Source organism: Syntrophorhabdaceae bacterium (assembly GCA_028698615.1).
Lineage (GTDB): Bacteria > Desulfobacterota > Syntrophorhabdia > Syntrophorhabdales > Syntrophorhabdaceae > Delta-02.
Map to the genome: position 1 here is coordinate 13,714 of JAQVWF010000031.1, position 14,072 is coordinate 27,785.

Annotated in this window: 12 protein-coding genes; 9 read left to right on the forward strand and 3 right to left on the reverse strand. The window is 57.9% G+C overall.

The window, feature by feature from the left end; all coding sequences use genetic code 11:
• Nucleotides 1-100: 100 nt before the first annotated feature.
• From PHC90_10505 to PHC90_10545, 9 genes are all read left to right on the forward strand, one after another.
• The gene (locus tag PHC90_10505) at nucleotides 101-2,137 is read left to right on the forward strand and encodes an NAD(P)/FAD-dependent oxidoreductase (protein MDD3846776.1); all 2,037 of its coding nucleotides are present in this window, start codon (nucleotides 101-103) and stop codon (nucleotides 2,135-2,137) included.
• A gap of 73 nt (nucleotides 2,138-2,210) precedes the next feature.
• A complete protein-coding gene (locus tag PHC90_10510) occupies nucleotides 2,211-3,068 on the forward strand; it encodes a 3-hydroxyacyl-CoA dehydrogenase family protein (protein MDD3846777.1) in 858 nt (285 codons plus the stop codon).
• A gap of 211 nt (nucleotides 3,069-3,279) precedes the next feature.
• Complete coding sequence (locus PHC90_10515; protein MDD3846778.1) at nucleotides 3,280-5,334, forward strand: molybdopterin-dependent oxidoreductase; 2,055 nt, start codon at nucleotides 3,280-3,282, stop codon at nucleotides 5,332-5,334.
• A gap of 14 nt (nucleotides 5,335-5,348) precedes the next feature.
• Nucleotides 5,349-5,963, forward strand: coding sequence for a formylmethanofuran dehydrogenase subunit E family protein (locus tag PHC90_10520; protein MDD3846779.1), 615 nt, complete (start codon nucleotides 5,349-5,351; stop codon nucleotides 5,961-5,963).
• A gap of 78 nt (nucleotides 5,964-6,041) precedes the next feature.
• Nucleotides 6,042-6,512 carry a hypothetical protein gene (locus PHC90_10525; GenBank protein ID MDD3846780.1) on the forward strand — a complete coding sequence of 157 codons (471 nt, stop codon included), beginning with the start codon at nucleotides 6,042-6,044 and terminating at the stop codon, nucleotides 6,510-6,512.
• Between the two features lie 8 nt (nucleotides 6,513-6,520).
• The gene (locus PHC90_10530) at nucleotides 6,521-7,207 is read left to right on the forward strand and encodes a methyltransferase domain-containing protein (GenBank protein ID MDD3846781.1); all 687 of its coding nucleotides are present in this window, start codon (nucleotides 6,521-6,523) and stop codon (nucleotides 7,205-7,207) included.
• Nucleotides 7,191-7,670 carry a C-GCAxxG-C-C family protein gene (locus PHC90_10535; protein ID MDD3846782.1) on the forward strand — a complete coding sequence of 160 codons (480 nt, stop codon included), beginning with the start codon at nucleotides 7,191-7,193 and terminating at the stop codon, nucleotides 7,668-7,670. The genes PHC90_10530 and PHC90_10535 overlap by 17 nt, the downstream gene beginning before the upstream one ends.
• Nucleotides 7,663-9,063 carry a radical SAM protein gene (locus PHC90_10540; protein ID MDD3846783.1) on the forward strand — a complete coding sequence of 467 codons (1,401 nt, stop codon included), beginning with the start codon at nucleotides 7,663-7,665 and terminating at the stop codon, nucleotides 9,061-9,063. Before PHC90_10535 ends, PHC90_10540 begins: the two co-directional genes overlap by 8 nt.
• Nucleotides 9,053-10,405, forward strand: a complete 1,353-nt coding sequence (locus PHC90_10545) for an AMP-binding protein (protein ID MDD3846784.1) — start codon at nucleotides 9,053-9,055, stop codon at nucleotides 10,403-10,405. Before PHC90_10540 ends, PHC90_10545 begins: the two co-directional genes overlap by 11 nt.
• Nucleotides 10,406-10,473: 68 nt before the next feature.
• Here PHC90_10545 and PHC90_10550 read toward each other — a convergent pair whose 3' ends face one another.
• The 3 genes from PHC90_10550 to PHC90_10560 all read right to left on the reverse strand — a co-directional run.
• Nucleotides 10,474-11,151: a M48 family metalloprotease gene (locus PHC90_10550; protein MDD3846785.1), complete on the reverse strand. Its 678-nt coding sequence runs from the start codon at nucleotides 11,149-11,151 to the stop codon at nucleotides 10,474-10,476.
• 49 nt (nucleotides 11,152-11,200) lie between these two features.
• Entirely contained in the window at nucleotides 11,201-12,103 is a 903-nt protein-coding gene (locus PHC90_10555) for a cation diffusion facilitator family transporter (GenBank protein ID MDD3846786.1), read from the reverse strand.
• Nucleotides 12,104-12,167: 64 nt separating this feature from the next.
• The coding region (locus PHC90_10560; GenBank protein MDD3846787.1) for a PBP1A family penicillin-binding protein at nucleotides 12,168-14,072 on the reverse strand (1,905 nt) is incomplete at its 5' end.

The window sequence follows — 14,072 nt, forward strand, 5'->3', positions numbered from 1 at the left end:
TTTCGACGATGAGCAAAAGGAGCAGGCTGGCCGTTGCCGAAAACGAAACGGAGATGCGGGGCCGGCCCTGCTTTAAGTCATACACAATAAGGAGAGAACCATGAGTGCACCGAAAAAGCTGTTTGAACCTATTCAGGTAGGCAATGTGGAGCTGAAGAACCGCGTGATGATGCTTGGGGTTACGACGGGTTTTCTCGACAATTATTACGTAACCGACAAGTACGCCAATTTTATGGGAGCCAGGGCCAGAGGAGGGACCGGCCTTGTGACCATCGGTTCGGCCTACCCCTTCGACCTCAGCGGTGTCACGCCCCGCTACATCAATATCGCCTCAGGCGTTGGCATATGGACAGATGACCAGATCCCGGGTTTGAGCAAGGTGGCAAAGAACATTCATGACAACGGCGGCAAGGCGTCATGCCAGCTCGTCATTTGCTCGGAGTGGAGAGCAAGCAAGGATGCCCCCCTGGAAGGCGTAGGGCCCTCAGCCGGCGCGGGTGGTCCCAGTGTGAAGGAAGTCAGGGAGTTGACCGTCGACGAGATCCGCCTCATCGTCAGCCAGTTCGGCGAAGGAGCGAGAAGGGCCAGGGAGGCCGGTTTCGACATGGTGGAATTCCACGCCGGCATCGGCTACTTCATCAACAGGTTCCTTTCGCCCTATTCGAATAGGAGGACCGATGAGTACGGAGGGACCCCGGAAAAACGGCTGCGCTTCTTCCTCGATGTCATCGAGGCCTGCAAGGCCAAAGCGGGGGCGGATTTCACCCTGACCGCCCGGATATCCGGAGATGAACTCCTGGAAGGCGGCAACAAGATCGAAGACGTACAGAAGATGATCCCCGTCCTGGAAAAGGCCGGCATAGCTTCATTCAACGTTCAGGCGGGCTGGCACGAAAGCCCGATCCCGCTGGTTCAGCAGTGGGTTCCCGAAGGGGCTTTTGTCTATCTCGGCGAAGCCATCAAGAAGGTTTCAACGGTTCCTGTCGCAGTGGGCTACAGGCTGAAAGACCCCGTCATGGCGGAAGAGATCGTGGCTGCCGGCAAGGTCGATATGATTGCAATGGCGCGGCAGCTCATCGCCGATGCCGACTGGGCCAACAAGGCGCAGGCGGGCAAACTGGACGACATCAGGAAATGCATCACCTGCTGCCGCTGCATGGACGACAACTTTGTCGGCGTGCCCATAACCTGCAGTGTGAACACGAACCTGGAAGGCCTTCCCGAAACACCGGCCGAGAAGGTGAAGAAGGTCATGGTCGTCGGCGGCGGCCCGGCCGGGCTGGAGGCCGCCAGGGTGGCCACGATGCGCGGACACAAGGTGACGGTTTACGAAAAAGGGAAGAGACTCGGCGGCCTCACGACGCTCGCATCGGTTCTCAATGCGGAGATCGAGCCCTTCCACGACTGGCTGGTGAAGCAGGTGAAGGATCTGAAAATAGAGGCGAAGCTGGGTACGGAGGTAAAACCGGACGTTGTCGACGCCTTCAAACCTGACGTTGTGATCGTGGCGGCGGGCGGCGCCCCTATGGACCTCCCCGTTCCCGGGATTGACAGCGACAACGTGATCTCAAGCCATGATATAGAAGCCTTTGTAAGCGGCCAGAGCACGAAGAAGGGCCTTATGTGGACCCTCGCCGCAAAGGTGGGAAAAGACGTTGCCGGCAGTCCGGCGCTTATGCGGAAGATGCTGGGTCTGAACTTTCCAATAAAGAAGCGAGTTGCCATCATCGGCGGGCAGTTCGCGGGCTGCGAGCTTGCGTTGACCCTCATGGAGAAGGGTAAACAGGTGCGGATCATAGAAGAGACGAAACGACTCGGCGCCGACATAGGGCCCGTCACCCGGTGGGTGGAAATGGATATGATGAAGAAAGGCGGCGTTGCCATGGAGCCCCTGACGAAGGTTAAGGAGATCACCGACAAGGGTGTCAGGGCGGTCAGAGAGGACGGAACGGAGGTCTTTTTCGACGCGGACACCATCCTTCTGGCCCTGGGCCTGAAAGAGAACCTGGAACTTGCCGACAAGCTGAAAGGCAAAGCGGCAGAGGTGTATGTGGTCGGTGAAAGCGCTGGAGGCGGAGGCAAGAAAAGGCTCAGAGAGGCCATGAACTCCGGCCGCGACGTTGGCGCAAAGATATAGAAGATAAAGAGCCGCCCCGGTGTGCCGCATGAGCTGGCATGCCGGGGACCGGTTGTTAGAAAAGGAGTGGACTGTGAAGATCAAGAAAGTTGGAGTTGTGGGTTGCGGGTTCATGGGCGGCGGCATCGTTCAAGTCTGTGCCGTGGCAGGATATGATGTGGTGACCACCGATATCTCTGATGACGCGGTCAACAGAGGGATAGGCGCCATAAAGGACAGACTCGCGAAGAAGGTGAAGAAGTCAGAGATGACACAGCAGCAGATGGATGACACAATGGGCCGCATCAAGGGGTCTTCTGACGTCAATATATACAAGGACTGCGACCTCGTCATAGAGTCTGTTTTCGAGGATATGGAACTGAAGAAGAAGCTCTTTGCAGACCTTGACAAGATCTGCGAGCCCAAGACGTATTTTGGAACGAATACCTCCTGTCTTCCCGTCATTGACATGGCAATGGCCACCGCACGGCCGGAAAGGGTTGTGGGTATACACTTCTTTACCCCTCCCCCGCTTATGCCTCTCGTCGAGATCATGGAATGCGTCAAGACGAGCAAAGAGACGATGGACATGGCCGTTGAATTCGGAAAGAGCGTAGACAAGGCCGTGATCGTTGCCAAGGATACCCCGGGCTTCATCGTCAATGCCCAGATGATACCGAATGTGCTCAATGCCGTCCGGATGCTCGAAAGCGGGATAGCGACCGCTGAGGATATCGATCTGGGAGCCGTCAAGGGTCTTTCACACCCTATCGGACCCATAGCACTGGCGGATTTTTTCGGCCTCGATGTGCTCTATGCGATCAGCACGCACATGTATGAGGAAACCAAGGACCCGATGCTGAAGCCCCCGTTGATACTGAAGCGCATGGTCATGGCCAAAATGCTCGGCCGCAAGACGGGAAAAGGTTTTTACGATTATTCGTCCAGGTAGAGCCTGATCGCAGATGGGCAGATCCCGTCCGCGTGTGTTCGGAAAGGAATGATAAGTCAAGAATGATAGCGAGATAATATGAGCCGGTCCGTGACCCCGAAAAAACCTTCCTACTCCCACCTTAACGGGCCGGCTTCGCTATCTGCAATTAATGTGCAGCATCACCCCCATGTCAAAACAGCATGGGTGAGACAACATTGAGGAGGATGACATGAGTAACGAGGGCGTACAGAAGGCATATAGCGGATGCGCGCTGTGTTATCACAGCTGTGGTGTCGAGGTGACCATAGAGAACGGCAAGGCCATAAAGGTCGAGGGTCAGAAGAACCATCCCCTCAACAACGGCAAACTCTGCCCCAAAGGCCAGGCGATGATAGAGCATCTCTATCATCCCGACAGGCTCAAATACCCCCTGAAGAAGGTGAACGGCGAGTTCGTGAGGGTCTCCTGGGAGGAGGCCATGTCGGAGATAGCGGCAAAGCTGGACGAACTGAGGCAGAAATACGGCCCCTCCGCCCTTGCGTTCTTCTGCGGCTCCATCGGCGTCGAGAACCTTGAGATGATATCCCTGACCCACCGGTTCAAGGGCGCCTTCGGTTCCCCCAACTTCTTCTCCGTGGAGTCCATATGCTACCGCATGAGGATAAGGGCCCGCCAGATCACCTTCGGGAAGTACCCCGTGGAGGAGATGGACTCGAAGCTCTACATCCTCTGGGGCCACAACCCCGGTGCATCGGACTTCCCCCTGTCGCTCGCCATCGAGGAGAACCTGAAGAAGGGCGCCAAGATCATCGTCATCGACCCGAGGCGCATCCCCATCGCCGACAAGGCGGAGATGTACGTCGCCATAAGGCCGGGTACAGACGGGGCATTGGCCCTTGCCATGATGAACGTCATCATCAACGAGAAGCTCTACGACAAGGAGTTCCTCGACCAGTGGACATACGGCTTCGACAAGCTCGTTCCCCACGTACAGCAGTACACCCCCGAGTGGGCCGAGAAGATAACCTCCGTGAAGGCCGACGACATCAGGACGATTGCGAGGCGTTTCGCCACGACCCGCGGCGCCTCCATCTTCCACGGCACCTGCACCCAGGACCAGTGCGCGAACGGCTCCCAGAACGACAGGGCTCTCGCCATCCTCCAGGTGTTGACGGGCAACATCAACGTCCCCGGCGGCTGGGTGATAAGCCCGAGGCTCCGCCTCAACGACGTCTCCCTCCCTTTTCCGGGCAAGCCCCTGGGAGCGGAGGAGTACCCCCTTTTCTACGAACTCTGGGGAAGGACGAGTCCCTATGCGGTTATGAACATGGTCCCCGAGAGCGTTCCCGACAAACTGAAGGCCTTCATGGTCGCCGGCGGCAACCCGCTCGTCACCATGCCCGACTCGAATGCCCTGCGTGAGGCCTTCAAGAGGCTCGAACTCGTCGTCGTCTACGAGCAGTTCATGACGGAGACGGCGCAGTACGCCGACTACGTCCTGCCCGCCGCCAACCAGCTCGAGTTCTGGGGCCTTGCATACAACTACAACGTCTGCCACTGTCTGCCCTACCTCATGCTCAGGCCCGCGGTCCTTCCGCGCTACTATGAATGCCGGTCCATAAGGGAGTATTACACGGACCTCGCCGAGAGGCTCGGCTTCGGCGACAAGTTCGCCTGGAAGTCCGACGAGGAGGTGGTCAAGTTCGAGCTCGAGCCCTGTGCCCTCAACTTCGATGCCCTCATGGCAAAACCCGAGGGGGCGATCTACCAGGAGAAGGACTATACCCTGCGCCAGGGGGCATTCGCGACGCCGTCGGGGAAGATAGAGATCTACTCCCAGGCCTTTGCCGACGCGGGCTTCGATCCCCTTCCCACCTACCTGGAACCCTCCAAGAGCCCCCAGAGCGCCCGCTGGGCGGAGCTCGGCGATAAGTATCCCCTCGTCCTCGCCACGGGTATCCGCGACTTCTACTTCAACGGCGCCATGCTCCACAACATAAAATCCCTCCAGATGTGGTCCCCCTTCCCCAAGGCGGAGGTCGGGCCTGCCACGGCGAAGAAGTACAATGTCGCCAACGGCGATGACGTCGTCGTCGAGACGGACAGGGGTTTTGTCAAGATGAAGGCAAGCGTCGATGAGAGGGTCATGGAAGGTGTTGTCCTCGTCCCCCATGGCTGGCCGGGAGAGGGCAACTGCAACAGACTGACGGATTGCAACGCCCGCGAGCCCATCATGGGCTATCCGGAGTGGAAGGGACTTTTGTGTTCCATACGGAAGGCATGATATAAGAGAGGAAGATGATGATCCTTTCCCACACCTTTGAAGAATACGCCCGGATGGTGAAATCCTTTCATGGCAACACCGCGCCCGGGGTCATGATAGGGGGGTCCATGGTGGACCTCGCCTATCGCTGCCTGCCCGAGGGCGGGCTCTACGATGTCATATGCGAGACGGCAAAGTGCCTCCCCGACGCGGTCCAGCTTCTCACCCCCTGCTCCACGGGAAACCAGTGGCTCCGCATCATCGACACGGGCCGCTTCGCCCTTGCCTTTTACGACAAGGCCACGGGCGAGGGGGTGCGGGTCTTCATCGACCCGCAGAAGCTCGAGACATGGCCCGAGATAAAGGGGTGGCTCCTGAAGCTTCGGCCCAAGGCCGAGCAGAACAGAGAACTTCTCATGAGGGAGATAGAGAGGGCGGGCAGCGACATATGCTCCGTTGAAAAGATAAAGGTCTCCCTTGACCTCCTGAAGAAGAAAAAGGGCTCCATCGTCCTTTGCCCTTCCTGCGGTGAGCCCTATCCTTCCTTGCGGGGGGCTATATGCCCCGCCTGCAAGGGAGGGCTGCTGCCCTATGAATCGGGGCCGCGGGGCGGCGGCGGGGTCACTATCCGTGGATGCATCGGAGAATGAGAGATACTGAGAGTAACCTTCTTGTCCACCGGCACTATGCGGTGGACAAGAAGGTTATTAGGACGGCAGGGGTGCGCAATGGGTGAGGGCGTAAAGTTGGAAGTTGACGCCGATGTGGACCTTGTCCTCGAGGAGAGAGGCATCAGGCAGGAGGATATTGAAAGGGTCCTTGATTTTGCGAAGGAAACGGGAAACTTCTACATCCATCACGCGACCGGTCACTGCCTGGCCTATTTCACGCCATCGGGCACGACCTACTGGGTTGAGTTCGGCCGCGAGGGGGACACGTACAGGATATACAAAGCCTATTCGCACCGCATGGAGATACTGCACGGTTTTAATATGGATGCGAAGCGACAGGAAACCCTGGAGTGGATATGCGTGAAGTGCGACAGAAAACTGGAGTTGGCGACGGTCAAATTGAAATACATGGAGGAGACATTCGGTGTCGAGATACCGGCATGCCCCTCCTGTCAGCGTATATTCGTCAGCGAGGAAGATGCGACAGGGAAGATGGCCCTGGCAGAGAAGATGCTTGAGGACAAGTAGGCCGTTCCATGGAAGGAATAGAATACGCGGCATGCCTTCAAAAGATGACCGGCGGGACGCTCAGGCCCGGCGGATTGACAATCACCGATAGAGCTTTTGAATTGTGTTCCATCTCGCCGGACTGCAGGGTACTTGATGCGGGGTGCGGCAGCGGTGTTACACTCCGTCACCTCAAGGACCATCACGGGGCGAGAGGGTACGGCCTTGACCTTTCCATGGAAATGCTCGCCGGGGCGCGTTCGGCAGACGACAAGGGCGTGCTGGTGCAGGCAAGGATGGAGGCAATGCCTTTTAGCGCCGGCATCTTCCGGTGCATCGTCTGCGAATGTGTTCTCTCACATACCGACCACGAAGCCGTCGTGAAAGAGTTTTCCAGGGTAATTGAAAGGGAGGGCGTTCTCGTGCTCTCCGACCTGTATCGGCGCTCCGGCCCAGCCTTTGCGCCGTCAGGCATGGAGATCCTGGATAAGGAACACATAACGGAATGCCTTGCGCGGTCCGGTTTCCATATCTTGAACTGGGAGGACAGGACCGTGGATCTCAAGAGACTGGCGGCGGAGCTTGTCATGTCGGGATGCACGTTTCCGCCGTATCATACGGCCCCGCGGCTGTCCTGCGACACAGGGCTCGTTGCCTGGCGGGGTGTCGGATATTATCTTCTTGTGGCGAGGAGAACTCATGGGAACCAATGCTGAAAGTGAAGTGCTCCATCTCAACGAACGCATGCTCGAAGTGGCGAAGCTCAACGGGATGGGGTATTGCTGCACCCAGATAATGGCGATAATGATGTTGAGGAACATGGGCCGGGAGAACCCCGACCTCGTGAGATCCTTGGGCGGATTGTGCAAGGGGATAGCGGATTCCGGAGAGACCTGCGGCGTTCTTTTAGGGGGCGCCTGCCTTATCTCCCTTCTTCTCGGGAAGGGTTCCGACGACGAGACGCCGAAGGGCGATCTTCCCTTCGCGATCCACGATCTTACAGACTGGTTCGAGCGGCAGACGCGAGGCCCCTACGGTGGAAAGAAATGCAGGGATATTCTGGCCGTGAGCCCCGATAAAAAGGCCTGTCTCAAGCTTATCCTGGAAACCTACGAAAAGGTTCTGTCCATACTGGAGACCTATGGAGTGCACCCTGCTGCGGAGACCGTGAATGAGTGAAGCAGACCCAGGGATTCTCAAGAGGTCCGAGAGCCTCTGTCCCGTCTGCTTCAAGGTTTTGGAAGCCGCACTGGTCAAAAGGGGGGACGAGGTCTTTCTTGAGAAATCCTGCGAGGGACATGGTCAGTGGAGTGTGCCCGTCTGGAGGGGCGAGCCGCGGTATGAGGATTGGACCCGGCGAAAAACGCCCGTTCACCCCGAGGTTGTCTACAGTCAGGTCGAAAGGGGTTGTCCCTTCGATTGCGGGCTCTGCGCATCTCACCGTCAATACCCCTGTTCGGTGCTCCTCGAGGTCACGAACCGGTGCAACCTCAATTGCCCGGTGTGTTTTGCCGACACGCCCCGTGAACAGTGCGGCGCCGGGGAGCCGGCCATGGAAACCATCGGCTGGTGGTATGAACGTGTTATGGATGCGGCAGGCCCTTGCAGTATCCAGCTTTCCGGCGGAGAGCCCACGCTCAGGGACGATCTCCCGGCGATAGTGGCCCTGGGGGCAAAAAAGGGTTTTTCCTTCATTCAGGTGAATACGAACGGGGTCGTCATCGCAGGCAGGCCCGGTTATGCGAGGATGCTCCGGGAGGCCGGGCTTTCAACGGTCTTCCTCCAGTTCGACGGTACAGAGGACCGCGTGTATACCGAGCTGCGGGGACGCCCTCTTCTGAGCGAGAAGATGACGGCCATCGATGAATGCGCCGCGGCAGGACTGGGGGTAATTCTCGTGCCCACACTCGTCGCGGGAGTGAACACCGGCGATATCGGTTCCATAATTCGTCTTGCCGTAAAGCTGAGCCCCGTTGTGAGAGGGGTCCATTTTCAGCCCCTGAGCTATTTCGGCCGCTACCACCTGCCCCCCGAACCCTCGCGGAGGTTCACACTTCCCGAGGTCATAGCGGCCATCACAGACCAGGCGGGCGATGTCGCCGGGCGCTGGAATTTCCTGCCGCCCGGTACCGAGAACGACCATTGTTCCTTTCATGGCAGCTTCCTGGTGATGCCCGACGGCCGGTTGAAATGCACCTCGCCGCCGGCAGGCCTCTGCTGCGGGGAGAGCGACGGCAGAGAGGGGCTGATGCGCACCGTATCCACCGTTGCCAGGCAATGGTCGCCCGCATCGTCCTGCTGTCCGGCAGGGGTCGCATCCGGAAAAAGGGGTGAGGCCGGCACGCCCCTCGTTTCAGATGGGGATGTCATCGACCTCGACGCCTTTCTCGAAAGGGGACGGGATTTCGGGTTCTCCATCTCCTGCATGGCCTTTCAGGACGTGTGGAACATAGATCTCGACCGGCTGCGGGACTGCTGCATCTCCGTAATGTCCCCCGACGGCCGCCTCATTCCCTTTTGCGCGTACAATCTCACAAGCGAAACGGGGCGGACCCTCTACCGTGGCAGATAGAACAGCACGAACGCCCCTCGATCGATGGATAGCCGGGAAGGTCCGCGGCAGAGATGGTCTGTCCTTTGTTTCCCGGGATGACCTTGATCGCTACCACCTTGAGAAGCTGCGCGAGGCGGTGGATTATGCGAAGCACGGCAGTCCCTTCTACGGGAGACTGTTGAAGGGACTCTGCGGCAGCGACCTGAGTTCCCTCGATGACGTTGCCTCTGTGCCTTTCACCACGGCACAGGATATAAAGGACTCCCCTTTGAGTTTTCTCTGTGTATCCCAGGACGAGATAGCACGTGTCGTCACCCTCAGCACCTCGGGCACGACGGGCACATCGAAGCGGCTCTTTTTCACTGCCGAAGACCTGGAACTGACCATCGATTTCTTTCATCACGGCATGTCAACCCTCGTGTCCCCCGGCCAGCGGGTTCTCATCCTTCTCCCCGGGGAAAAGCGGGACAGCGTCGGCGACCTTTTGAAACGAGGGCTTGCGAGGATGAACGTGGAGGGAATCGTTCACGGTCCCGTGCGGGATGTGGACAAGGCCGTATCGGACATCACTGAATTCTCTGTCGATTGCCTGGTCGGCATACCAACACAGGTGCTCTGGATCGCGCGAACAGGCAGTGGTGCCATACCGCAGGGAAGGATCAAGAGCGTTCTCTTGTCGACGGACTACGTCCCGCAGGCCATCGTCAATGAACTGGAAGGCCTGTGGGGCTGTCCTGTTTTTTCCCATTATGGGATGACGGAAACGGGTCTTGGCTGTGCCGTTGAATGCGCGGCCCTCAGCGGTTACCACATCCGTGAGGCCGACTTCTACGTGGAGATCGTCGACCCCGGGACCGGGCGGGCCTGCTCCGACGGGCAAGCCGGAGAGATCGTTTTCACCACACTCACCCGCAAGGGGATGCCTCTCATCCGGTACCGTACGGGGGACATCTGCCATTTCATGACCGGCCCATGCTCCTGCGGTACTGCGCTCAGGCGCCTCGGCAGGGTCGGCGGCAGGCTTGAAGCCGGGGTGCCCGTAGGGAGAGGTCATAGCCTGACCATCCCCGACCTTGACGAAGCGCTGTTCCCCGTTCCGGGGCTGGTCAATTACTCGGCGGAGCTTGTCCGCGGCGACGGAAATAACCAACTCCTCCTGTCTCTTTACACCGGCACGGTCGATGGGGGTGGCCTGGCGAAGGCGGCCCGCAGGGCCGCGATGGCCGTACCCGCCGTTCACGAGGCGGTTACTGAAGGTTCTCTCGAAGTCCCTCTGCCCACTTTCACCTCGACGAACCCATTCACGACGGGCGTGGGGAAAAGAAGGATAGAGGTGAGGACCAGGGTTGGAACCATTTGAACCGTTGGGCAACCAGTGGGAGCGGACGCGAACACGCTTCATCAACGGTCTTAACGATCCCAACGATGTCAACGGTTCTGACGGGTTTTTCCCGTTATCGTGTTTATCGTATCTATCCTGTATTGCAGATTGGGATGACTGTCAAAGAGGCCCGTGGAATCGGAGGAGTCCCCCTTTGATGTCGCGTATTGTTTCATCTTTTCCAGAGCTGAAACGTAGTGGTCCGGTGTCAGGCGCAGCAGGTGGCACTGGTCGATGACGTCCTTGTCCGCCTCGAGTTCCTGTGACCTGCTGTAGCCTTTTGTAACGAGGGGATTGACAATGAGGTTCCCGTAGCCCACTCCGGGCAGAAAGAACCCGCCTATGGTGAAGGCCGCCGAGGTGGCGTCGGAGAGCAGGGAGTTCTTTGCGGCGTGGTTGTACTTGATATGGGCGTTCTCGTGCAGGAAGACAAGGGCGAGCTCGTTGTCGTCGCACATCCGCAGAAGGCCCGTGGTTACAACGAAAAGGCCTTTCTGCGTGTTCACCCAGGCATTGGGGGTCTTGTCCTCAACGATGGCGAACTGGAAACGGTAAATGGAGTAGGGGCTGACGACGCTCCGCGATTCGGTAAGGATGCGTTCCACCCTCTGGTGCATGTCGGGGTTCTCCCGGACCTTCACGTACTTGACCTGTTGGCCGGCACACCCCGTCAGAACGAGGAGGAAGAGACCTGCAATCAATATGTGTCTCGCCTCCCTCAGCATTCAACGCCCTCTTTATTGTGTTGTATCATGGAGGGTGCCTCGTGCATGGTTATCTCTTCTTCAGGACACACGTTATCTCCGTAAGATCGCATTTCTCCTTGCACGGCTCGACGTGCACGATAATGTCGGTTCCCGGTATCTGCCCCTTGATCCTGGCCTCTATGCCGTGGGCAAGGGCGTGGGCCTCGTCGATATGAAGTCTCCGGCATGCAAGGAGATGGAAATCCAGATATTTGGCGCTTCCCGAACGGCGGGTACGCAGCTTGTGAAACCCGGCCGCGGGAAAGGACGTTTCGCCTAATATGTCCCGTATCTGCCGCTCTATCTCATCGTCAAGGCGGGAATCCATGATGCCCGAGATGCTCCCGCGAAATATACTCAGCGCGGAGATGATGATTATCATCCCGATAATAACGGCAAAGACAAGGTCGAAGAGAATGATTCCCGTGTAACGGGTGAGGATTATGGCTATTATTGCCCCCGAGTTCGAATAGAGGTCGCTCCTGTAATGGAGGGCATCGGCCTTGAGTGCGTTGGAACCCGTCCGGTTTCCCGTCCTCATGAGGATCGTCGATATGACGAAGCTAAAAACCAGGGAAAGGCTCATGGCAAGGAAATCGAGAAATGAGTAGGAGATGACCGAGCGCTGGAAGAAGGCCTCTATTGCCTTGAAGATGATGAAGGATCCCGACAGCACGATGACGAGGGACTGAAAAGTCCCCGCAAGATCCTCGGCCTTGCCGTGGCCATAGCGATGCTCGTCGTCGGCAGGTTCCGATGCCTTCGTGATGGCATAGAAGTTCATGGCTGACATGAAAACGTCGAGAAGACTGTCGAGGGCAGAAGAGACTACTGCCATGGAGCCCGACAAGAGCCCTATGGCAAATTTTCCCACGGCAAGAACAAGGGCGGATGCCGCCGCAAAAAGGGCAACCTTCAGTCTGATGTCCATGGGCATAGTCCCATACTATATGAAAAAATCCAGCTGTTGTACAATCTTTTGATTGTTGTTTCCGCTACTGTTCGTAGTCCACCGTGGCCGGCGGGAAATCGGTGTTGGGGTAGCGGGGCAGGGCTTTTGCCATGAACTCGATCCAGATAGGAAGGGCCGTCGTGCCGCCTGCTTCCCTGGCGCCGAGGTTTGTCTTCTTGTCATAACCCACCCAGACGGCGCAGAGCAGGTTCGGTGAAAAACCGATGAACCAGGCGTCGCGGAAGTCGTCGGTAGTCCCCGTTTTTCCTGCCAGGTAATAGGGCATTGCGGCGGCTGCGCGGGCGGTCCCATGTTTGATGACACCTTTCATGATGTCCACCAGGGTATAGGCAACCTCAGGCGTGACGATAGGCTCTTCCACGGCCTCCTCGCGGTAGCGTTCCTCCCCGTCCATGGTTGTGATCGCCTTCACGGATATGGGCTGGACATACGCCCCGCCGCGGGCGAAGGTGGCGTAAGCAGCGGCCAGTTCGATGGGTGCTATCTCCGTGGTGCCGAGGGCAAGGGAAAGGTTCTGCTCGAACTTGCTCGTTATGTGGAGCTGTTTGGCCATGTCGATGACATTCTCGAGGCCCACTTGCTCCAACAGGCGTATCGTCGCCGTGTTGAGGGAAAGCTCGAGCGCCTTGCGCATGGTCACGTCGCCATGATATGTGTTGCCGTAGTTCCGGGGATTCCAGCCCACCCCGGTATAGGGGTTGGTATAGGACAGGGGCGAGTCCCTGAGCGTACTGTCGGGGGCGTATCCCTGCTCCAGTGCGGTAAGGTAGATGATGGGCTTGAAGGACGAGCCGGGCTGCCTCTTTGCCTGAACGGCCCTGTTGTAGGGAGACCGGGAGAAGTCCCTGCCGCCTACCAGGACCTTCAATTCCCCCGTTCTGACCTCCATGGCGACAAGGGCCACCTCGGGCAGGTCTTTGACCCCGGGGTGACGTTTCTTGTAGGCTTCCATGCCCTTTTCGATCGCCTCGTAGGCGTACTGGACCATCTTGAAGTTCATCGTGGTCTTCACGTTGAAGCCACTGGTGAAGATGTCCTGTGCTTGTTCCACGTATTCTTCGAGCACCTGCTTCACGTAGTCCGTGAAATATCCCGTTCTTTTCTCATAGGTTTTAAAGGGCGCGATGGCAAGAGTTGTCTGGATCGCCTTGCTGCAGCTTTCCTTGTCGACGAAGCCGGCCTCGTACATCTTCCTGAGGACCGTGTTGCGCCGTTCCACTGTCCTCGCGGCGTTCTTGTAGGGAGAGAGGCGGGAGGGCGATTTGGTCAGGGCCGCCAGCATGGCCGCCTCTTCGAGGGTGAGGTCCTTTGCTTTCTTGTGGAAGTAAGTGTAAGCGGCCGCTTCGACCCCATGGGCACCCTCTCCAAGATAGATCAGGTTGAGATACATGTTGAGTATCTCGTCCTTGGAGTAGGTTCGCTCTATCTGGATGGCGAGGATGGCCTCCTCGATCTTTCGCTTGTAGGTTCTCTGGGGTGTCAGATACAGGTTCCGGGCAAGCTGCTGGGTTATGGTGGAAGCCCCTTCGGTGATGCCGTGCTTCACGATATTGCGGAAGAAGGCGCGCGCGATGCCGCGGATATCGACGCCGAAATGGCTGTAGAAGCGCACGTCCTCGATGGCGACAAAGGCGAGCCTGAGATGCCTCGGCATTTCGGTGAGGGGGATGGGCACTCTTTTTTCGACGTAGAGCTCGGCAAAAAGCGTACCGTCATCTGCATAGAGCCTCGTGGCCGATTTGGGCCGGTAGCTCTCAAGCTGCTTCACGTCGGGGATCTCGAGGTAATTCACAAGGCCGTATCCGAGGCCGACGCCGAAGATCATGGGCAGCATGACGAGGATGACGGTGAGCTTGATAATTCTTGAATACATTCGGGGGTTATTATACTGTATATCGTTTATGTTATCAAACAGGATCAAGGTCGT